Source organism: Mucilaginibacter aquaedulcis (assembly GCF_030409325.1).
Taxonomy (GTDB): domain Bacteria; phylum Bacteroidota; class Bacteroidia; order Sphingobacteriales; family Sphingobacteriaceae; genus Mucilaginibacter; species Mucilaginibacter aquaedulcis.
On sequence record NZ_JAUFPR010000004.1, the window covers coordinates 624,119 to 645,223 of the forward strand.

Genomic DNA, 21,105 nt, shown 5'->3' on the forward strand with positions numbered 1-21,105 from the left:
TTTCAACGCTTTTTATAATTAGCTGGGAAGCCAGCCTCTATATGGGGCTGGCTTCTTGATTATTGGCCTTTTTAAAGAGCTGCCTGGTGTGCTGTGGTACTCGTTTTTCCAGGCGTTTGTTTAATATATCTTTTAACTCTTCGTTTTGATTTAGCTCCATGATCATGCGCTGCTGTGCATCGTCGTTTTCTTTTTTTGATAACCATGCTTTATAGCTTAGAGCAAATGAAATAAATAGCAACTGAATAACAAAACAGATGCTTAGGCTATAATAATTAAACCCAGTACCGGGTAACCACCCAATGCCAAAAGCTATGCAGCTTTTAATAACAAAACCGGCCAGTAAAAAAGCGTAGCCTATTACAAAGAAACGGGCGGGCTTATAGCCTTTATATAAAGTGTAACAGCCAGCATATAAGGCCAGCGACAAGGGTATAAACTCAATGATTGTATAATTGAACCAATTATTATTTATCACCAGGCAATCCACAAAATAAAAACAGCGGCACACCATAACCCAGCCAATAGCTTTATTTAGCCAGGGAACATTGGCTTTTAAATTGAGCAGGCTTCGTGTAAATAACAACGCGAAAATACTGACGGCAAACAAGGCAATCCCGTATGCATACTGATTCCATATCGGCGAGTTGGGCCATATATATTGGTATGCAATACCATCGTTGCACATTTCATAAATTCCTATACTTAGGTTATAGGCAATGTAATAGAGGTATTGTACCTGGCACCTAACCATGAACATGATGAGATTGTAGAGGCAAAATGCCAGTATCAGACCATAAAAAATGCCCAAAAAGAAATATTCATTATGGGTAATGCTTTTTAACTGGCTAATGGTGATTTTGCCAGTAGTATCTTTGAGCCAGGTTAATTGGTTATACTCAAATATATGCTGTTGTATAGTGTCATTTATAGGTGCAAGCGCATGCGACCGGGCTCCAATAATAAAGCACGACAATAACACCACAATGGGTATTAAAGATCTCAACAAAAATTTAAACATGCTCTCAGACAGGTAAGAACTTTCGTACCCATAGTTTGCTACAGGCACGAAAGGGTTAAGTTTTTTTGGTTAGCGTCAGGCCGGATACAATAATAATATTTTTCTTTTTATAATCCTATTAAAAGTACTTAATACAGTTATTTAACCCATTGTAATTAAGTATAATGCACTGATTTTTTATGTGTTTAGGGCGCGATAAGCTAAAAAAGCCATGCCTGTGTTTATTAACAATTGTATATTAGTGTGTTGTTATTTTAATAACGGCGTATTTAAATTGATTTAATGCCATGAATAAAAGATTGCTCGCGTTTTTAACGCTTACTGTTTTTTTGATCCATCATAGTTTATTCGCGCAAAATTTAAGGGTGGCAGCGGCGGCCAATCTGCAATCGGTAATTGAGGATTTACAGAAGGATTTTAAACAAAAAACAGGTGTGGTTATCGAGCCTGTTGTTGGCTCGTCAGGAAAACTGGTGGCGCAGATCAGTAATGGGGCTCCTTTTGACGTGTTTTTATCTGCCGATATGACCTTCCCCGAAACACTGTATAAGAATGGGTTCGCTTTAAAAAAGCCGGAGGTTTACGCTGCGGGCAGCCTGATCATTTGCAGTTCGCAAAATATTGGCTTTAATAACTGGGAGCGGCTGCTCATGACCGCACGGGTTAAAAAGGTGGCTATAGCCAACCCATCAATTGCCCCCTATGGCAAGGCTGCTACAGAACTATTGCAGGGTAAAGGAATTTTGGATGATATGCAATCAAAAATAGTATATGGCGAAAGTATCTCGCAGGTTAATACTTACATTACTACAGGCGTAGTTGATATTGGCTTTACTACCCAGGCCCTGATCAAAGAAACAGGCAGCAAAACAAAACTCTATTTCCTGGTTATTGACCCAAGCCAATATCAACCCATACTGCAAGGCATTGTGTTATTGAAACATGCCAAAGGCAATCCCGATGCAGACAAGTTTTATCAATACATTTTAGGTCCATCGGCAAAGAAGATATTTGCCTCATATGGTTACCGCCTGCCATAAAACAGTTATTTTTACTTATGGACCTTACTCCCATTTGGCTTACCTTAAAATTAGCAGGCATAACTACCCTGCTGCTGTTGGTTGTCGGGCTTCCGTTTGCCTGGTGGCTTTCACGGGGGCGGTCATTTTTTAAGATCATCATTGAAGCCATCATCACTATGCCGCTGGTGCTGCCGCCATCGGTGCTTGGTTTTTATTTACTGTTGGCCTTTAGTCCGCAGCATGGTGTAGGTAAGTGGTTGCAGGAAGTATTTAACGTGCAGTTTGTATTCTCATTTCAGGGGTTGGTGCTGGCCTCTGTTATTTACAGCGTGCCATTTATGGTAGGCCCGGTAAAATCGGCTTTACAGCAATTGCCGCCGGCGCTGGCAGAAGCATCGTACACATTGGGGAAAACAGAATGGCAAACCTTCAGGTACGTGTTGCTACCTAATATAAAACCATCGTTATTAACAGCCACGGTGCTTACTTTTGCCCATACCCTGGGCGAGTTTGGAGTAGTATTAATGATTGGCGGCAACATACCGGGAATAACCCGGGTGGCATCCATAGCAGTATATGATTCGGTTGAACGGCAAGACTATGTAATGGCTAATAACTATTCGCTCGTTTTATTTTCGATCACCTTTGTGTTGGTGATAGCTGTTTTTGTAATTAATAAATATCAGGCAAAAAGCCCACTGGGATGATCAGTATAGCCATCGAAAAAAAATTAAAGGCCTATCATGGCCAGCAGCTATTGCAGGTTAACCGGCAATTTGTCGCAGGTAGCATAACCAAAATATATGGCCCTTCGGGGGCCGGCAAAACCACTTTTTTAAAGATCATTGCAGGGTTAATTGTACCAGAAAAAGGAACTATTATTAATGATGGAGTTACCTGGTATAATGCCGAAGCCAAGATAAACATGCCTGTGCAGCAAAGAAACATTGGCTTTGTTTTTCAGCAATACGCCTTGTTCCCTAATATGACGGTAAAGCAGCAAATGGAATATGCGACTACCGACGAGGCCTGGATAAATAAACTATTACTTTTAGGTAAGCTGGATACCCTGCAGGAGCATAAGCCCGAATATCTTTCAGGAGGGCAACAGCAGCGCCTGGCTATATTAAGAGCACTGGCTACAAAGCCAAAATTATTGCTGATGGACGAACCCTTCTCGGCCCTGGATGTTAAAATGAAAACAACGCTTATTGTAGAATTAAAACCGATTTTAAAAGAATTGGGTGCAACAACCCTGATAGTGAGTCATAATCCGCAGGAGCTGGAAGAGCTTGGTAATGAGGAAATGTTGTTTGAGTAAAGGACATAAAAAAGGGGAGTTTTCAAAACTCCCCCCTCTCAGAAACAAAAACAAACTTACATTTTGCTTGCACTGTCTTTCGACATCTTCTTTTTATCCATTTTGCCTTTCTGCATTTTGTCCATTTTTTTCTTCTCCATCTTGTCCATTTTGCCTTTATCCATTTTGCCCATCTTACCGGTATCGCTTACAGCAACGGTTGTCCTTTTTAGTGGAGTTAATGATTTGGCCTGCACATTGGCAGTTAAACAAACGGCTACTAAACCTGCGGCTAACACGCCCGAAATAATTGTTTTCATACTTTGATTTTTAGTTTTTTTGTTTGGTTCTTGTGAACATTTAAACCTTAGTCGGCCGGGTTTGGCAAACCTTACAAAGTATTTTCGTTTTATTTATTCAGCTCGTTTTCAATTCTGTCCTGAAGGTCTTTTTTAAAGTCTTCATCGAGTTTTGCAGTAGAAGCCTGTTGCGCCGAATCGCGGAAAAGCTGCAGTACCATGGTGCTGATCACGTGGCTTTGCTTGTTATAAAGTTTACACATAGAGCATCCTGCCAAATGTATCCTGAGCTCTACACTTTCACGAAAGCTGAGTTTGGTGATCTGCCTTTTCTCGATCAGCAAGGTGGCCTGCTTGCAGTTGTATATAACTTTTTTAAGATGATTCATAGCTAATTAAATCCAGTTTTTTTGAAGGCAGGCCCTCAGGCTCAGTTTAGCCCGGTGAATAATAACCCAAAAGTTTGCCTGTGAAACCCTGAGTTCCGTACAGATTAATTCGGTAGTGGCGTCATCCATATGTTTCATAGTAAAAACCGACATCCACAACGTCGGGAGCTTTTGCATACAGAGTTGCAGTATATGGTTAAACTCCTTACCCCTCAGCGGATCTTGATCTTCAATACCAAATGGCAATGGCCTGTTACTGTCGTTCCAGTGACCTGTGTCTTCGTCAAAAAAATCCTTTTGCTCATCCTCCGCTTGTTTTTCGGTTACATTATTGAGCCCCGATGATTTTTTACGATAAACATCAACTATTTTATTTTTCAGGATGGCGGTAAGCCACGTTCGTTCAGAGCTTTTACCCTCAAATTGACTCGCCCGCTGCAATGCGGCCAAAAAAGTTTCCTGCACCAGATCCTTCGCCAGCTCCTCATTGTTGAGGCGCGATATTGTGTAGGCATACAGGTAATCGGCATGGGTATCAACCCATTTGTGAGGGTTTAACAATTGATTTTCCGTTGTCATTAATAAAGATGTTTGGTACCACTTTATTTATTAGTCGGTAAGATGCGCAAATCCTTACAAAAGAACATTCATTTTATAAGGCCTTGATTATTGATTAAATTTACATATACCCTGTTGATAATAAATAATTTATATCGCTATTGGCAGACAGCTGTCAAAAGAAAAATAAAATTTATTGTAAGGTCTTAGCCCGCAAGCCGACTAAGCGGTAAAAACGTATATCAAATAATTGAAATATGAAACCGATAAAAATATTTGAACTAACCGCAGGCATTGTTATTACGGCAATGATTGTAGCCGCGGCAGTCAATTATAAAAATATAAGAGGACTAAAAAGGGATGATTTAAAATCAGATAATAAAGGCTTTGCAGTTGTGGAACTTTTTACATCAGAAGGCTGTTCAAGCTGCCCTCCGGCTGATGAGCTGGTAGGCAGGATTCAAAAAGAAGATCAGGATAAACCGGTTTACATACTGGCCTACCATGTTGACTACTGGAACCGCCTGGGATGGAAAGATGTTTTTAGCAATGCCGATTATTCAAAACGGCAAAGCAAATACGCCGGCTGGCTAAACCTGCAATCTGTTTATACACCGCAAATTGTGGTTAATGGTAAAAAGGAATTTGTAGGTTCAGAAGAAGGCAAGTTGCGTAATGCCATTACTGCGGGTTTACGGATGCAGTCTTCAACTGTTTTAGCCCTCAGCGCATTAACAGACCCGGGACACGCGCTTATACAGTATGATGCGAAAGGAGCGGAAAAGAATACCAGTTTGCTGGTGGCCTTGATTCAAAAATCAGCGCAAACAAAGGTAAAGAGCGGCGAAAATGGCGGGCATACACTATCCCATGTTCAAATTGTACGTAAAGTGCAAAGCTTACCCTTAACCGGAAATGCAAGCGGCAAAACAACGATTGCCTTACCCGATGGTTTTACTGCACAGGGCTGGGAAGTAATAGGATTTGTACAGAATGATGCCAACGGCGAAATTTTAGCAGCTGCTAAAATTGATTTTAATACAGCTAAATAATAAGGCTTTAAAGAAGATCAGAAAATGAAAGTTATCAAAGAAAAACATCCGCTGGTTATGAGGTGGACGCACTGGGTGAATTTCCCGATACTCACCATCATGATCTGGAGCGGGATGCTCATCTATTGGGCAAACGACGAGTATAAGATAACCTTGTTCGGGCACACCTATTTCATGTTTTTTCCGCAGTGGTTTTATGATAAGCTGAACATTCCCCACCGCCTTGCCGAAGGGATGGCTTTCCACTTTTTATTCATGTGGTTTTTTGTACTGAATGGTATTTTATATGTGCTATATACCATTATATCGGGCGAGTGGCGAGAGCTGTTGCCTCAAAAAAAATCATTTAAAGAAGCCTGGCTTGTGCTGCTGCATGATCTGCATATCCGAAAAATGGCACCTCCTCAAAATAAATATAACGCGGCGCAACGTATTGCCTATACCGCCATTATTGTGATGGGCATAGGCTCTGTAATAACCGGGCTGGCTATTTATAAGCCGGTTCAGTTTTATTATTTAACATGGCTTTGCGGTGGCTATCACCTGGCCCGCATTTTTCATTTTGTGTTAACTATAGGCTACGTCCTGTTTTTTATTATACATGTGGTGCAGGTGGTACTTGCCGGTTGGAATAATTTCAGATCGGTTATTTCGGGGTTTGAGGTTATAAATGAAAAGCCAAAGCCAATTGTTGAAACTAATACACCAAAGGATGAAAACCCCATTCAGTAAAAAAACTAAGGCAGCCAAAAAGCCGCTTACCGTTGATCAAAAGATCACGAGGCGCAATTTTATATCTTTTGGTACTTTCATTGTATTTGGAAGCGCTGCCTACGGCGGATGGAAGTGGTTGTACAATTCGCCCGAAGAAACAGCTACGGTAACCGCCGGTGCACGCAAACCACTACGGCGGGCATTAAATAAGACTGAACTGGCTTTCAGGCGTTTGTTCAGCAATAATAACCTGGTTAAAACCTATCCTAAAGAAATGGCCGCCAAAAACGTGCGTCATAACAGCGACATCGGATCAGGCGGAAAGATTGATACGGCGGCGTGGCGATTACAAGTTAAAAAACAATCGGGCGAGGTGCTGAAGATTTCTATTGATGAGATCAAAACACTGCCTAGAACCGATATTATTTATGATTTTAAATGTGTAGAGGGCTGGGATCAGATATCGCACTGGGGAGGCGTAAAATTCAGCGATTTTATAAGCCACTACAAGCTTGATGATCATGCGCAGCTGGAATATGTTGGCCTGGAAACTCCGGATAAAAACTATTACGTAGGCATTGATATGCCAAGCGCTATGCACCCGCAAACATTGCTGGCCTATGAGGTGAATGAGCAACCATTGCCGCTCAAACATGGGGCGCCTTTAAGACTCATCATTCCTGTAAAATATGGTATCAAAAATCTGAAACGAATAGGCAGTATCAGCTTTAGCAATAACCGCCCCCCTGATTACTGGGCCGAGCAGGGTTATGATTATTATTCTGGTTTGTAATGAACGTTATTTAGTCACCGCTTTTAAAAAACGTTCAACAGTGTAAGTGGCTAATTGCCCGCCCGGTCCATGCAGGTTATAATCAAAGCCATGAGTGGCCCAGGGCAGTTTAAGCAGAAAATGTTTAATGCCGTTTTGCTGTAGCTTTGCATTTAAACGCCTGCTGTGCTCGGGCGAAACCAGTACATCGTTATCGCCATGGAGCATCAGAGTAGGTACAGACTGTTTGTTAACAAACTCAAGCGGTGAACTGGCTGTATATTTTTCAGGCACCTGTCCGTAGGTACCGCCCAGATAGTTTTCCATCACCTTGCGCGAATCCATTACCAGCGGACTGGTGGGTGCGGAATATCCCCATACCATATCTGCAGGGCCATAATAATCAATAACCGCCTTTAAACCGGGTAATTTATACGCGTAGGCAGCCAGTAAAGCTACCTGAGCTCCTGCCGACCGGCCCAGCAGAACAAAGCTACCGGTATCTATATGTAGCTCTTCCGAATGATGGTGCAGGTAGCTCATAGCCGCTTGCACATCCTCAACCGGGGCCGGGTTTTTATAACCCGGCGCTAAACGATAATTGATAGAAGCCACATTATAGCCGATGCTTGCCAGGTAATTACTTAATTCAGGCAGTTGCTTGTTATTGCCCCCGCTCCATGAGCCGCCATGTACCACCACAACGCAAGGCCTTGCACCACCTATAGCCGACGGATAATAATCAAGGGTTAAACTATTATCGTATTTTATTTCCCGGGAGGCTATCTTTTTTGTTGGGCTGAATTGTTTCCAGAAGCTGAAAGGGATTTCCTTTATTTCGCTTTCACGGCCAAAAGTTTCTGTAAGGGTTTGGTTTAAACGGTTAGCTACCTTATAAGCCCTAATAATAGGCGATGTAAATAATATTAAAGCAACAATTCCCGCAATAGTACCTGCCAATTGATGTTTATCTGTATAAAAACCGGTTAAAAGCAACGCGGATGTAATGAGCATAAATATCCACGGGAACTCGGTAACCAGGATAGCCAGCATCCATAAATGATATTCGGGGGCTTTAAAAATGGCCAGTAAGGAAACAAGCAAAAGCGCAATGCTGATGACTAAACGGATCATTGGGCAATTTAAAAAATAAATAGGGATACCTGCTTATAATGCCAGGCAATGGTTTGGGTGGTGCAATGCAATATTCTTGTGTGCAACCAGGGAATGAGCCGGAAACATGTAAGCAGCAGTAAGCCGTTTATTAGTTTGCGCTTCGGCCACACATGAAAACACGAATGATGCAGCCAAAATAAACAGCAAATATTTTATCATCCTGATATCGGATTCCATCGCTTTAAAATTTAATGGCGATGGGTTATATCATTAAATAAAAAACCATCGCTTTATAGTAAAACGATGGTTTGTATATTATCTGTTATTGTAACAAATTTTAAACAAGATTCTTTTTAATGTAGGTGATACTTTGGGTGATGCTATCAAAAGGATCGCCAGGGCATTTATCCTGTTCTACAAAGAAATACTGCAAACCAGCTTTTTTCGATTGGGCAAATATCTTTTTAAAGTCGATGATGCCATTACCTACTTCGGTAAAGTTTCTTTCCGGTGTTTTATCCAGATCTTTTACGTGCCAAAGCGGGAAACGGCCCGGATTTTCATTAAACAAGGCAAATGGGTCCTGGTTGGCTTTAGTTATCCAGTACAGGTCCATTTCAAACTTAACCAGGTTTTTATCAGTGTTCTTTAAAATGGTTTCGTACGGGTACTTGCCATCTTCCTGTATAAATTCAAAATCGTGGTTGTGATAGCAAAGCTGTATACCTGCTTTTTTACAGGTTTCGCCGGCTTTGTTAAAATCATCTGATATTTTTTTGTAGTGGTCAAGGTTGCCACGTTCTGGCTGCGACAAATAGGCGCAAACCATATATTTGATACCAACCTCGGCAGCATCATTCACGGCTTTTTCCCAATCATTCAGGATAGTTCCTTTTTGCGATGCGCCATTCACCTGCTCTTCGCCCAGGCGATAGTGAGCGCTTGGCATAATGAGGCCGCTTTGTTTTAGCTGGGCTTTAAATGCCTTGGCATCCATCCCGTAAAATAATTCAGAGCCGGTGTAAGTTGCGCCCTCAACCGAGTTAAAACCTGTTTGTGCAACCTTAGCCAGCGTTGCGGCTGGGTCTTTAGCCATGGCATCGCGAACAGTGTATAATTGCAGGCCGATATACTTTTTGTCGTACGCAAATAAGTTGGGCGCTGCTAAAAGTCCGGCCGAAAGCAATGCCGAAGTTTTGAGAAATGAACGTCTGGTAGTCATTGGTTTACTTTTAATATTGGTTTACGTAAATATAGTGTAATATGAACACCAAAGCAAATGACGTAATTTTAATTGAATGGTTTAAATCTGTGATGCAGTGAGCGGCTGTAACAATGTTGATGTAATGTGTGTAACCAGCTTGGCATCTGAGTAATCAGGAACGCTGCTTATCTTTTTCCACTCCGGATCGCTGCCAAAAGCTTTCCAGTGGGCAGCCTTAGCATCCAGATCATCAAAAGTGATCATATAAATGAGGTTTGGCCGGTGATCACCAATAATGGTTTCGCCAAAAAATACAGGGTTAAATCCAAGGCGTTTAAAAACATCTATCTCGCCGGCATCATTAAACATTTCCAGCTTCTTTTTGCCAGCACTTTCGGTAGCATGCTCATAACGGCGCAGCTCAAATATCCGTGGGCTTTGCTTGGGTATCTGCATTTTAGGCATATGCGCAAAGGCTTTCAATAAGGAGCTTTCAATGCGCTCATACGCTGGTTCAATGGCGGGTGCTGTTAAGTAAGCAGCTCCTTTTTCCTGGTAAACGGGGTCTTTATCAAGCTTTTCTTGCACGGTTAAAAAATCGGCAAGGCTGTTAAAGGGTATCAGCGCGTAAATTTTGGTTTGGCCATCGGGCTTAAGCTCGGTAAACACGCCAATATTTTTGCTACCCAGTTTGTTTAACGCAGGTATGGCCGCGTTTTGAAAATAGTCTTCAACCAGTTTTTGCTGCGATTCGTTTTTTAAAATGTAAGTACGCAGTTCGTAAAATTGGGTGCCGGTGTCTTTAGCTGATGTTGCCATACTGCTTAGGGGTAATATACTTGCCGCGGCACCTGTTAAAACGGATGCCTTTACAAATGATCGTCTTTTCATTTATTGAAGGTTAATATGCTAAAGATAACAAGTAAACCTTAAACCGCAATATCATACAGCGCTTAGGTTATCTATCAATTAAGTAGTTGTTTTTACATATAAAACACATTCTTTTATATAAACTTGCAATTGTAAAACAGTTGCCACCCTTGGCAACCAAAAGTAAAACATGAGTCAGGAGTTTTATCAGCAAATTTTTAACAAGCAGCAAAGGCTTGAGGCTGTGCCATCTAATAAGGAGATCACCAAATGGGCTCTCCAGGTTATTCATTTGCTGTATCCCGAACAAACTGGAAAGGTATTTGGAAATGTGGATGACCTGAAGGCAGAGTTTGCATTGCTGGAAAAAGAGCTTTGCCATATAATGGAGGTTACCAAAGCCTGCATTAATCACGATAACAAGAAACGGGCAAGCTACTTTTTTGAACAGCTGCCGCAGCTGTACGAGGTATTGAATACCGATATACAGGCCATATTTAACGGCGACCCTGCTGCACGCAGCGAGTTTGAAGTGGTACGCACCTACCCCGGTTTTTATGCCATATCGCTTTATCGCCTGGCGCATAGTTTATATAAGGAAGATGTGCCCCTGATACCCCGGATACTGACAGAATATGCCCACTCCAAAACAGGTATTGACATACACCCTGCCGCGGAAATTGGTGAGTATTTTTATATAGATCACGGCACAGGAATAGTTATTGGCGAGAGCTGTAAAATTGGCAATCATGTAAAATTATACCAGGGCGTAACCTTAGGTGCCTTAAGTGTTGATAAGAGCATGGCCAATACCAAACGCCATCCAACGGTTGAAGATAATGTGGTGATCTACTCGGGCGCTACCATACTCGGCGGCGAAACCATTATTGGGCACAACAGTATTATTGGGGGCAACGTTTGGCTTACCAAAAGCCTGCCGCCAAATTCAAGGGTGTATCACACACCAAGTCACCGGATACTTAAAAGCCTGAGCCGGCGTATATTTGGTGATAAGAAATAAGCATACATCTACATATAAAAGCAATATATTATGGCTGGTATAATTGATATAATTGGTAATACGCCACTGGTTGAGATCAAGAAACTGAACCCCAACCCTAACGTTAAAATATACGCCAAACTGGAGGGAAATAACCCCGGTGGCAGCGTAAAAGACCGAGCCTCGCTCAATATGATCCGCAGCGCTATTGAACGCGGAGAAATAAAACCAGGCACTAAATTGATTGAGGCTACCAGCGGTAATACCGGCATAGCCTTGGCCATGATAGCACGCCTGTTTGATCTGGAGATTGAACTCATTATGCCATCAAGCTCTACCCGTGAGCGTACACTTACCATGGAAGCCTATGGGGCTAAAGTGACCTTAATGGAGAGCATGGAAGCAGCCCGCGACTATGCCGAAGAGAAAGGTGCTACAGCAGGTTACTTTTTGCTGAACCAATTTGCCAACCCGGATAACTATATGGCCCACGTAAAAACAACCGGCCCCGAAATATGGCGTGATACCGAGGGAAAAATAACTCATTTTGTAAGCGCCATGGGTACTACCGGTACTATTATGGGTTGTTCTCGATATTTAAAAGATCAGGATAAGGATATTCAGATAGTGGGCTGCCAGCCAACCGAAGGCTCATCAATACCAGGTATACGCCGCTGGCCCGAACCCTATTTGCCAAAGATATTTGATGCCACCCGGGTTGACAGGGTAATGGATATATCTGAAGCTGATGCCACACAAATGGCCCGGGATATGGCCAAAACCGAAGGCATTTTTGCCGGGATGAGCAGCGGAGGAGCACTATCTGCAGCTATAAAACTGGCAGGGGAGCTTACCGAAGGTGTGATCGTTTTCATTTGCTGCGACCGCGGCGACAGGTATTTAAGCAGCGACTTGTTTGGGTAAACCAAAAGATAGATAGGAGCCCAAAGTAAAGAAAGCAATTCCGTCATCCTGAACTTGTTTCAGGATCTCACAGATAGAGGTTCTTGTAGTAAAAAGGTGACCTGAGCAGTGGGATGCCGAAATAAATTCGGCATGACGTCCTGTTTACAATATTTATTATTCAGAAAAATCAACCGTACAATCTTTTGTCATTTCGATAGAGCATAGGCAGGCCAGAGCTGGGTGCGAAAGAGAAATCTTATACATATGCCAACAGATTTACTGCTTGTTTTATATAAGATTTCTCCTCGTTCCTCGTCGAAATGACAGCTTTTATGTTTAAAAAGTGGTGAGTTTTCCTCGCTATTTCAATTTTCTGGCAGTCACCCCTTCATTGGTGATCTTCACAGGTTGAATGTTACCATCAGCATCAAAGTACATTTTATCAATACACATCACGCGGTGGTTGGCATCGGTTTCTGTTAGCGGGCGGCGATGGTAAACAATATACCATTCATCAGTTCCGGGAACGTTGATCACCGAGTGGTGGCCTGCCCCGGTTGCTATACTTGCATCCTGCTTAAGGATGGTAGCAATACGTTTAAAGGGGCCAAAAGGCGAATCGCCAACGGCATAAGCCACACGGTAATCGGGACCTGTCCAGCCGCCTTCGCTCCACATAAAGTAATATTTCCCTTTGCGTTTAAACATTACAGGGCCTTCTACATAGCCTTCAGGAGTTATCTTTTTATAAGTTTCGCCGTCTTTGAATGGTATAAGACCTGTAAAATCATCTTTTAACTTCGCGATGTTGCACTGACCCCATCCGCCATATATCATATAATACTGGCCGTCATCATCTTTATAAACAAACTGGTCAATAGGTTGTGCTTTGTTAATGATCTGGTCAATAAGAGGTTTGCCTAAAAGGTCTTTAAAAGGGCCTTCGGGCTTATCGCTAACAGCAACACCTATCCCTCCCTTTTCATTATTATTCTGGATATCATTAGCACCAAAAAAGATATAATATTTGCCACCTTTTTCAGTAACGGCAGGTGCCCATAAGGCGCGCTTTACCCATTTTACACCGGTGGTATCAATAATGTGCGGGTGTTTTGTCCAATGCACCAGATCGGTTGAAGAAAAGGCATCCATAAATACCTGCTGGTTGTATTTGGCCGAGTAGGTTGGATATAACCAGTACTGGTTATTGAAAATTTTAGCTTCAGGATCGGCATACCAGCCTTCTACAACGGGGTTACCCGAAGTTTTTTTGTCTTGTGCAAAAGTATTAACGGCAGGCGCAACCAATGCGGCGCCTAATAGTACTTGTAAAAGCAGCTTTTGGGCTACGTTGTTTTTCATTTTATTACTGTATGTTCTTTTTAGGTTTCTTTTTGTTAAAGCGCCTGTTGGGTTTCCTTTTAGCGTCGGATTTTTGATCGTGCTGGCCAGGCAGCGGCTGTATAGCGGCAAGTTCGTCAGGTAAACCAACCAGCCTGATAGGTTTTTCTATCAGCTGTTCAATATTTTTCAGCTTGCGCTCGTCGCGGTGGTTAACAAAGGTGATGGCGGTGCCGGTAGTTGCAGCGCGGGCGGTGCGGCCAATGCGGTGAATATAATCTTCGGGGTCGCCCGGTACATCATAATTGATCACGAGGTCTATACCCTCCACGTCAATACCGCGCGATAAGGCATCGGTGCCGATAATTACCGGTAACTGCTTGTTTTTGAATTTCAACAGTATTTCTTCACGTTCCTTTTGTTCCAGATCGGAATGAAAGGCCATGGCGTTGATCTTGATTGCCTTAAGTTCTTTGTACAGTGATTTTACAATTTCCTTGCGGGAAGCGAAGATGATGGTGCTGGTATAAGCCGAATCGCGCAGGATAAGCTGCAGTAACGGTGTTTTTTGCTGATCATGCAGGCGGTAGATCTGCTGATCGATACCAACGGCAGGTTGAGAAATAGCGATATTGATCTGCTGTGGATCTTTCAGTACCGACTTAGCCAGCGAACGGATGCGCCCCGGCATGGTTGCCGAAAACAGCAGCGTTTGCCTGGTTTTAGGCAGGTAGCTGATGATCTTCATAATATCGTCGGAGAAACCCATGTCCAGCATGCGGTCGGCTTCGTCCAATATCAGATGGGTTAAATGGTTAAGCTTTAAAACACCTGATGTAAGGTGAGCGATTAAGCGGCCGGGTGTGGCAATAATAATGTTCACATTATTTTGTATTCCCCTGCGTTGCTGTTCATAAGCCATGCCATCGCCGCCGCCGAATACGGCAATAGAACTAACGCCTGTAAAATAAGCCAGGCCTTCAACCTGCTGGTCAATTTGCTGGGCAAGCTCACGGGTTGGCGCTAATATAAGTGCGCTGGTATGGTGTTTATTGGTGCTGCTGATGTGGTTTAAAACAGGCAGCAGGTATGCGCCGGTTTTACCGGTACCGGTTTGTGCGCAGGCAATAAGATCCTGCCCGTTCAAAATAACCGGGATGGCCATTTCCTGTATAGGCGTAGGGGTGGTAAATCCCATACTTTGAATGCCTTCAAATAATTGTTCGTTGAAATTAAAATCCTGAAACGTCACTATATGTTGTTAGTAAATTATGCAAGGTATGAAAATTTGTTGTTTAAATAGCAATTAAACAGGATGGTAGGTGCCAGAAGTATTGGCCTGCTTAAAACCATGCCCGCACCCCGGAGAGGTATACTGTTTATAGCAAAGTCATTTTTGCACATTTGAGCTCCGTGGGAGCTTCCTATAATCAGTATATCTATCATCAGGAAGCTCCTCCGGAGCTAAGAGGTTATCAATTGAATGCTAAAAACTGGCGGCCCTGGTGGGGTATTTACCAGCATTAATCTAATTGCTTTAACGGTATTAAATGATTGATTATAAGTTCTTAAAATTTTGAATGATGATTTTTTTCTATCTTTAATTTAACCTTAAAGCATGATGAAAATGAAAACAAAGACTATTCTACTACTCTTATTTTTTGGCCTTTCTTTCGGTAACCTGAAAGCCCAAACAAAAGATGCTTCACAGATTAAAAAGGGAATGATCAAAGTAACCATTCTTTACCCGAACGGCGAGGGTAAAACATTTGATATGGACTACTACACCAAGAATCATATGCCTATGGTGGCTAAACTCCTTAACCTGAAAGCTTACTCAATTGATAAAGGAATAGCCGGCGGCGCGCCAAATGCACCGGCCCCTTACCTGGCGATTGGCTACTTATATTTCGACAAACTTTCCGATTATCAAAGCGCTATCCCACAGCATGTAGATGAGATCAGGGCCGATTTTTCGAAGTACACCAATGTTACGCCTGTTATCCAGATCAGTGAGGTGGTTCAATGATATTTTCGGGATACCAATGGACTATAAAAGTTAACGCCTTGTGTTTTTAATAGCACAAGGCGTTAAGTTGGATCTTTGATCCATTATTTTTTATTTCCACTTCATCAGCATTAACTGATGTTACGAATGGATGTAAGTTTTTAGTTGTTCAATGGTTTCTGCTTGCGATAATATAGTTTCGGTAACAAGGTCATTGATGGATATGATACCACACAGCGCGTCGTCAATAAAAACGGGCAGATACCTGATGTTGCTTTCGCTCATGATGTGCATACAGGTTTCGATGGAGTTATCCGGAAGTATGCGCGGCAGGCCGGTACTCATAATGTCCCTTACCAGTGTTTCATGTGATGATTTGCCTTTCAGGATAACCTTGCGGGCATAATCTCTTTCGGTTAGTAAACCCACATACTCGCCATCATCTTCTAATACTACAACCGAACCAATATTTTTCTCGGCCATTAATTTTAAAGCGTCTAAAACAGATGAACCGGCATCAATAGTAATTAAGCGGCCACCCTTGCGTGCAAGGATATTTGAAACTTTTATCATGGTAATCAGATTAAAATTGGGGAATTGGCTTTAAACAAATATAACAAAACAGAATTGAAAAGCAAACCAAAGTTTTTTATAAATAGCAACAATTCAGCATTTTAATGTTTTAACACGCGTTATGTAGGACTAATAATTACAGACAGCTTTTACGTTTGCTTGACACTGTGTATGCCTTACGGAATAAGAATAATATCTAATATTGCCAACTCAATTCTTAACAGTATTTTAACATGTATTGCTAAGTAAATTGATGATAAAATTCAATTACTATCGGTTAAAATAATACATACTCAATTGACTACTTTACCCCTGAGGGCCGTTATAAAAAAAGCGGTTCGCGATATTAAATTCCTGACCTTGATTTGCTGCCTGCTGGGTTTTACCTTGCCAGGTAGGCTGATGGCTAAAGCTACTATCTTGAATCTGTCATACCACTTTGTATCAGACTCACTGGCTGATTCTGTCTTGTTAAAAAAGCGGCTTATCAATAATGCATTTGATGATATTTTTGTACAAAACCTCAGGGCATCTGAGGGAGGTAATGACTACTTTAACAAGGTAAAAACGTTGCTCACTGCCGATCTTCAACCCAACTTTATATTATTCAGCACGCCTAAATCAAGGTTTTTCGCGGTATTTACCCCACGGGTGAAGATTCGTTTGCTTGATTCAAGAGGAGCTCCCGTAAAATCACCAAGTTTTATGCCGGGCCTAACGGTGTTTTACCATCTTAATGATGATACTTACAAACCAAAGTTCTTATCGTTCGGGTATTCACATCACTCCAATGGGGTGCGTGGGCCCTCGCTTAACCCCGATGGCAGCTTTAACCGCGACAGCGGCAAGTTTACTACCAACTTTTATACCCTTACCTATTATACAGGTAAACGTGTAGATAAAAAGGACCTGATCATTAACCGTTACGATAATGTGGCGCTGGAGGTTCATGCCGGGCTGTTTGGTCTTGGTGCTTCTGAAGGCTTAAAAGATCATTACGGTTTTATCAGGGTTAACGGCAGCCGCATGTATAATTTTGCCAAAGCCTATGAAGATCCATTGGTAAAAGGGAAAAAGACCTACAAAAACTGGCAGCAGGTACGGTTTGATTTTACCTACATTGCCGATAAGTATGACAACTACTCGGCCGCTGATATTAAAAAGCGGCTTAACGTGAGCCTGCGTTATTATTACCAGTTCCCTTTTATGCCAAGTGCAGCACTGATGTTTGGCGGAGGATACCGCGGGCAGGATGATTATAACCAGTTTTTTGAGGATAGCTATGGATACATCACCATAGGTTTGGCATCAAGCCTGGCGTTTAGTTTTCATCAGCACTAAGCCCTAATGGCACCTGATTTTTATATAACCACATTTTTACATTGTCGGGCATAGCTACGGCAATTTATTTTTAAAAGAATCGTTTTAGCATTGAAAAAAAGCCAATATATTAGCCCGAGCTAATGATATATCTTAATTAATTCTAAAACTTTAAATGAAGAAGATCTTTTTAGGCCTTATGGCTATTCCTGTGCTGCACTTTGGTGCGCTTGCACAAACCAAGGGATACAAGCCATTATTTGATGGTAAAACCACTACAGGCTGGCACACCTACTTAAAAACCAACGTTACCGCATGGAAAGCCGTTGATGGCACCCTGCAGCTTGATCCTAATGCCGAAGGTCAGGGCGATCTGGTTACCAATGACGAGTACGAAAATTATGAACTGAAACTGGATTGGAAAATCTCTGAAACCGGCAACAGCGGAATTATTTTTGGTGTGCACGAAGATCCTAAGTTTAGCGATACCTATTTAACCGGTGTTGAAATGCAGGTGCTTGATAATCAAAAAGCATCTGATAATAAAAAAGCCACTCACCTTGCCGGTTCATTATATGATTTGAAAGCTCCATCGGCAGATGTAGCTAAGCCTGCCGGCGAGTGGAACGCTGTTGTGCTGCGCAAAAAAGATGGTCACCTTACCTTTTGGTTAAACGGTACCAAAATAGTTGAGATCCAGATTGGCGGTGAGGAGTGGAAACAATTGGTGGCCAACAGCAAGTTTAAAGACTGGGCAGATTTTGCCAAATATCCAAAAGGACACATTGCCCTGCAGGATCATAACCACGAGGTTGCCTTTCGTAACATTTATATAAAACAATTATAAATTAACAACATAAATGTGTTTAACGCCCGGCGTTTAATATATTTATGCCCACAAACCAACTTAACGCAGATGCATGTGTTAGCATGCATTTTCTTCTGCTAAAAACAGAAGATACACTTGACATTATATGAGCGATCTACAAATCAAAAAATCAACAACTACTTACGATGTGGTAATTGTTGGTTCTGGTGCCGGTGGCGGTATGGCAGGCTATGTTTTAGCCAACGCCGGTGTAAAAGTATTAATGCTGGAGGCAGGCGCGTATTTTGACCCTGCTAAAGATTCGCAGCAGTTAAAATGGCCATGGGAGTCGCCTCGCCGCGGTGCAGGTACTACCCGCCCTTTCGGTGATTTTGATGCTGCCTTTGGCGGCTGGGAAATTGACGGCGAGCCCTACACTACCAAAGATAATACCGAATTTTCATGGTTCCGTTCACGTATGCTGGGCGGCCGTACCAATCACTGGGGCCGTATCTCTTTACGTATGGGTCCAATTGATTTTCAACCTAAAGATGGCCTTACCGACAGCTGGCCAATAACCTATGATGATGTTAAACCATATTACGATAAGGTTGACAAGCTTATAGGTGTGTACGGTACCAAAGAAGGATTGGAAAACGAACCTGATGGTATCTTCCTCCCTCCTCCTAAGCCAAGGCTGAATGAATTATTTATAGTTCAGGGCGCTAAAAAAGCAGGTGTTAAGATTATCCCTGGTCGTGGAGCGGTATTAACCGAAGCGCTTCCGGGTAATAAAGACCGTGGCGCATGTTTCTTTTGCGGTCAGTGCGGCCGTAGCTGTAAAATTTACGGCGATTTCTCGGCATCATCATGTTTGGTAATACCGGCCCTTAAAACAGGCAATTTAAAGGTAATTACCAATGCTATGGTACGCGAGGTAATCACCAATAAAGAAGGTTTAGCTACCGGTGTATCATACGTTAATAAAGAGGATATGCAGGAATACCAGGTAAATGCCAAAACGGTTATACTTGGTGCAAGCGCCGGCGAATCGGCCCGTATCCTGCTTAACTCACGTTCGGCAGAGCATCCGGGAGGTTTGGCTAACAGCAGCGGTGTAGTTGGCCGTTATCTGCATGATTCAACCGGATCAAGCGCGGGTGGCTTTTTACCGCAACTGATGGATCGTAAACGTTATAACGAAGACGGTGCGGGCAGTGTGCACATCTACTCACCATGGTGGTTGGATAACAAAAAACTTGATTTCCCTCGCGGTTACCACATCGAGTACGGCGGCGGTTTACATATGCCATCATACGGTTTTGGCCACGGCATTCAGAATATGAATGGTATGGTACCTGATCGTAATGGCAAAACAAAAGAGGCCGGAGGTTACGGCGCATCATTAAAAGACGATTACCGTCGTTTTTATGGTACCCAGATAGGTATGGCTGGTCGTGGTACTGCTATTGCCCGTTGGGATAACTATTGCGAAATAGACCCTAACGTAGTTGATAAATATGGTATTCCGGTATTGCGTTTCCACTACAAATGGGCTCCTGACGAAATTAAGCAGGCTAAGCACATGCAGGAAACCTTCCAGGAAATTATGCACAATATGGGCGCAATTTACGGTCCGCCGGCAGGCCCAGAAACCAACTACGGTTTAGAGGCTCCAGGTAAGATCATTCACGAAGTAGGTACTATCCGCATGGGTAACGATCCTAAAAAATCGGCCCTGAATAAATGGTGCCAGGCTCATGATTGTAAAAACTTATTCGTGGTTGATGCCGCGCCGTTTGTACAGCAAGGTGATAAAAACGCTACCTGGACTATATTGGCCATGTCTATGCGTACCGCGGAATACATATTACAGGAAAGAAAAAAATTAAACGTTTAACAAGCCCATCCATAACAATTTATTATGAACAGACGTGACTCCCTTAAAGCCTTAGGCTTAGGCACACTTTCGGCAGGATTATTACTGGAAGCCTGTAAAACCGAAACTAAAAAAACAGCAGAAGAAGCAGTACCGGCATCAGGCGAAGTGCCTCCCGGCCGCCAGCCTTTTGAAGTTGAGCGTGATAAAAAGCTAAATGCAGATAAGTTTTTTACCGCTGCAGAAATGGCCACAATAACCGTTTTGGGTGATATTATTATCCCTAAAGACGAAAAATCTGGCAGTGCATCTGATGCTAAAGTGCCCGATTTTATTGAGTTTATTGTAAAGGATATTCCAGAGCACCAAACCCCAATGAGGGGTGGCCTGCGCTGGCTTGATCTGCAATGCTTAAATCGCTTTGGTAAAACATTTACCGATTGCTCAAAAGCTGAGCAAATACAAATGGTTGACCTGATAGCTTATCCTAAAAAAGCTACCCCGGATATGGCTCAGGGTGTTGCCTTTTTTAACCGCATGCGCGATTTAACCGCATCGGGCTTTTTCACCAGCGAAATGGGTGTTAAAGATGTTGGCTATGCCGGTAACGCTCCAAACAAATGGGTAGGTGTACCAGCCGATGTGTTGAAACAATACGGTATGGAAAACGTAAGTTTTTCATAGGCACCAATTTTAATAATTTTAAAAGGCCTGCAGATTTATCTGCAGGCCTTTTGTGTTTTTTATATACTGGTTGAAAATAATTTAAATAAAAAATTTTCTTTTAAGTAAATATTAAATAATTGATTATCAGATACTTGTTTGTTTTTGTGATATGCGATTATCATTTTTTTGTCAATTACCCATACCCCAATATACCAATTCGGCAATTTGATACGTTTATCTACTTTGTAGGTTCACACCTGCAAATAGTGATAAGGTTTAGGTTTAAA

At 42.3% G+C, this 21,105-nt stretch carries 23 protein-coding genes and 1 pseudogene; 13 read left to right on the forward strand and 11 right to left on the reverse strand.

From position 1 onward, the window contains the following. Positions 1-37 precede the first annotated feature (37 nt). The gene (locus QWZ01_RS21000; RefSeq protein WP_290326796.1) at positions 38-1,021 is read right to left on the reverse strand and encodes a 7TM-DISM domain-containing protein; all 984 of its coding nucleotides are present in this window, start codon (positions 1,019-1,021) and stop codon (positions 38-40) included. Positions 1,022-1,308: 287 nt separating this feature from the next. Here QWZ01_RS21000 and modA point away from each other — a divergent pair, with 287 nt between their 5' ends. The 3 genes and pseudogenes from modA to QWZ01_RS21015 all read left to right on the forward strand — a co-directional run. Beyond that, the gene (modA, locus tag QWZ01_RS21005) at positions 1,309-2,061 is read left to right on the forward strand and encodes a molybdate ABC transporter substrate-binding protein (RefSeq protein ID WP_290326798.1); all 753 of its coding nucleotides are present in this window, start codon (positions 1,309-1,311) and stop codon (positions 2,059-2,061) included. A 17-nt stretch (positions 2,062-2,078) separates the two neighbouring features. Beyond that, entirely contained in the window at positions 2,079-2,750 is a 672-nt protein-coding gene (gene modB / locus QWZ01_RS21010; RefSeq protein WP_290326800.1) for a molybdate ABC transporter permease subunit, read from the forward strand. Next, positions 2,747-3,236: pseudogene (locus QWZ01_RS21015) on the forward strand (ATP-binding cassette domain-containing protein); the annotation flags it as partial. The gene modB and the pseudogene QWZ01_RS21015, both read left to right, overlap by 4 nt. 184 nt (positions 3,237-3,420) lie before the next feature. Here the strand turns inward: QWZ01_RS21015 and QWZ01_RS21020 are convergent. The 3 genes from QWZ01_RS21020 to QWZ01_RS21030 all read right to left on the reverse strand — a co-directional run bounded on the left by QWZ01_RS21020 (position 3,421) and on the right by QWZ01_RS21030 (position 4,610). After that, positions 3,421-3,663, reverse strand: coding sequence for a hypothetical protein (locus tag QWZ01_RS21020; protein ID WP_290326805.1), 243 nt, complete (start codon positions 3,661-3,663; stop codon positions 3,421-3,423). An 89-nt stretch (positions 3,664-3,752) separates the two neighbouring features. Then, positions 3,753-4,031, reverse strand: coding sequence for a hypothetical protein (locus tag QWZ01_RS21025; protein ID WP_290326806.1), 279 nt, complete (start codon positions 4,029-4,031; stop codon positions 3,753-3,755). A gap of 6 nt (positions 4,032-4,037) precedes the next feature. After that, on the reverse strand, positions 4,038-4,610 hold the full coding sequence (locus QWZ01_RS21030; protein ID WP_290326808.1) for a sigma-70 family RNA polymerase sigma factor: 573 nt from the start codon (positions 4,608-4,610) through the stop codon (positions 4,038-4,040). Positions 4,611-4,846: 236 nt separating this feature from the next. On the opposite strand from QWZ01_RS21030, the gene QWZ01_RS21035 reads away from it, so the two are divergent. From QWZ01_RS21035 to QWZ01_RS21045, 3 genes are read left to right on the forward strand one after another with little or no spacing between them, the layout of a single operon-like run. Continuing rightward, positions 4,847-5,641: a DUF1223 domain-containing protein gene (locus tag QWZ01_RS21035; protein WP_290326811.1), complete on the forward strand. Its 795-nt coding sequence runs from the start codon at positions 4,847-4,849 to the stop codon at positions 5,639-5,641. Between the two features lie 24 nt (positions 5,642-5,665). Next, positions 5,666-6,373, forward strand: a complete 708-nt coding sequence (locus tag QWZ01_RS21040) for a cytochrome b/b6 domain-containing protein (RefSeq protein ID WP_290326813.1) — start codon at positions 5,666-5,668, stop codon at positions 6,371-6,373. Next, a complete protein-coding gene (locus QWZ01_RS21045) occupies positions 6,354-7,148 on the forward strand; it encodes a molybdopterin-dependent oxidoreductase (RefSeq protein ID WP_290326815.1) in 795 nt (264 codons plus the stop codon). Before QWZ01_RS21040 ends, QWZ01_RS21045 begins: the two co-directional genes overlap by 20 nt. 6 nt (positions 7,149-7,154) lie before the next feature. Here QWZ01_RS21045 and QWZ01_RS21050 read toward each other — a convergent pair whose 3' ends face one another. The 4 genes from QWZ01_RS21050 to QWZ01_RS21065 form a co-directional block, all read right to left on the reverse strand. Beyond that, positions 7,155-8,261 (reverse strand): alpha/beta hydrolase, encoded by a 1,107-nt coding sequence (locus QWZ01_RS21050; protein ID WP_290326817.1) that lies wholly within the window; start codon positions 8,259-8,261, stop codon positions 7,155-7,157. 33 nt (positions 8,262-8,294) lie between these two features. Further along, on the reverse strand, positions 8,295-8,480 hold the full coding sequence (locus QWZ01_RS21055; RefSeq protein WP_290326819.1) for a hypothetical protein: 186 nt from the start codon (positions 8,478-8,480) through the stop codon (positions 8,295-8,297). 100 nt (positions 8,481-8,580) lie between these two features. Next, positions 8,581-9,465 (reverse strand): sugar phosphate isomerase/epimerase family protein, encoded by an 885-nt coding sequence (locus tag QWZ01_RS21060; RefSeq protein ID WP_290326821.1) that lies wholly within the window; start codon positions 9,463-9,465, stop codon positions 8,581-8,583. A gap of 81 nt (positions 9,466-9,546) precedes the next feature. Then, complete coding sequence (locus tag QWZ01_RS21065; protein ID WP_290326823.1) at positions 9,547-10,338, reverse strand: NIPSNAP family protein; 792 nt, start codon at positions 10,336-10,338, stop codon at positions 9,547-9,549. Between the two features lie 169 nt (positions 10,339-10,507). Here QWZ01_RS21065 and epsC point away from each other — a divergent pair, with 169 nt between their 5' ends. Beyond that, positions 10,508-11,338, forward strand: coding sequence for a serine O-acetyltransferase EpsC (gene epsC / locus QWZ01_RS21070; RefSeq protein WP_290326825.1), 831 nt, complete (start codon positions 10,508-10,510; stop codon positions 11,336-11,338). A gap of 30 nt (positions 11,339-11,368) precedes the next feature. After that, entirely contained in the window at positions 11,369-12,241 is an 873-nt protein-coding gene (cysM, locus tag QWZ01_RS21075; protein WP_290326827.1) for a cysteine synthase CysM, read from the forward strand. Between the two features lie 342 nt (positions 12,242-12,583). Here cysM and QWZ01_RS21080 read toward each other — a convergent pair whose 3' ends face one another. Both QWZ01_RS21080 and QWZ01_RS21085 read right to left on the reverse strand, forming a co-directional pair. Next, positions 12,584-13,585 (reverse strand): glycoside hydrolase family 43 protein, encoded by a 1,002-nt coding sequence (locus tag QWZ01_RS21080; protein ID WP_290326828.1) that lies wholly within the window; start codon positions 13,583-13,585, stop codon positions 12,584-12,586. Between the two features lie 4 nt (positions 13,586-13,589). Next, complete coding sequence (locus tag QWZ01_RS21085; protein ID WP_435404569.1) at positions 13,590-14,816, reverse strand: DEAD/DEAH box helicase; 1,227 nt, start codon at positions 14,814-14,816, stop codon at positions 13,590-13,592. Positions 14,817-15,191: 375 nt separating this feature from the next. On the opposite strand from QWZ01_RS21085, the gene QWZ01_RS21090 reads away from it, so the two are divergent. Further along, positions 15,192-15,593 carry an EthD family reductase gene (locus QWZ01_RS21090; protein WP_290326832.1) on the forward strand — a complete coding sequence of 134 codons (402 nt, stop codon included), beginning with the start codon at positions 15,192-15,194 and terminating at the stop codon, positions 15,591-15,593. A gap of 120 nt (positions 15,594-15,713) precedes the next feature. Here the strand turns inward: QWZ01_RS21090 and QWZ01_RS21095 are convergent, their stop codons facing one another. After that, entirely contained in the window at positions 15,714-16,145 is a 432-nt protein-coding gene (locus QWZ01_RS21095; RefSeq protein ID WP_290326834.1) for a CBS domain-containing protein, read from the reverse strand. A 297-nt stretch (positions 16,146-16,442) separates the two neighbouring features. Here QWZ01_RS21095 and QWZ01_RS21100 point away from each other — a divergent pair, with 297 nt between their 5' ends. The 4 genes from QWZ01_RS21100 to QWZ01_RS21115 all read left to right on the forward strand — a co-directional run bounded on the left by QWZ01_RS21100 (position 16,443) and on the right by QWZ01_RS21115 (position 20,836). Continuing rightward, on the forward strand, positions 16,443-17,486 hold the full coding sequence (locus tag QWZ01_RS21100; RefSeq protein ID WP_290326836.1) for a hypothetical protein: 1,044 nt from the start codon (positions 16,443-16,445) through the stop codon (positions 17,484-17,486). A 154-nt stretch (positions 17,487-17,640) separates the two neighbouring features. Beyond that, on the forward strand, positions 17,641-18,312 hold the full coding sequence (locus QWZ01_RS21105) for a 3-keto-disaccharide hydrolase (RefSeq protein ID WP_290326838.1): 672 nt from the start codon (positions 17,641-17,643) through the stop codon (positions 18,310-18,312). A gap of 127 nt (positions 18,313-18,439) precedes the next feature. Next, on the forward strand, positions 18,440-20,173 hold the full coding sequence (locus QWZ01_RS21110; protein WP_290326840.1) for a GMC family oxidoreductase: 1,734 nt from the start codon (positions 18,440-18,442) through the stop codon (positions 20,171-20,173). 24 nt (positions 20,174-20,197) lie between these two features. Further along, entirely contained in the window at positions 20,198-20,836 is a 639-nt protein-coding gene (locus tag QWZ01_RS21115; protein ID WP_290326842.1) for a gluconate 2-dehydrogenase subunit 3 family protein, read from the forward strand. The last annotated feature ends 269 nt before the right edge of the window (positions 20,837-21,105 follow it).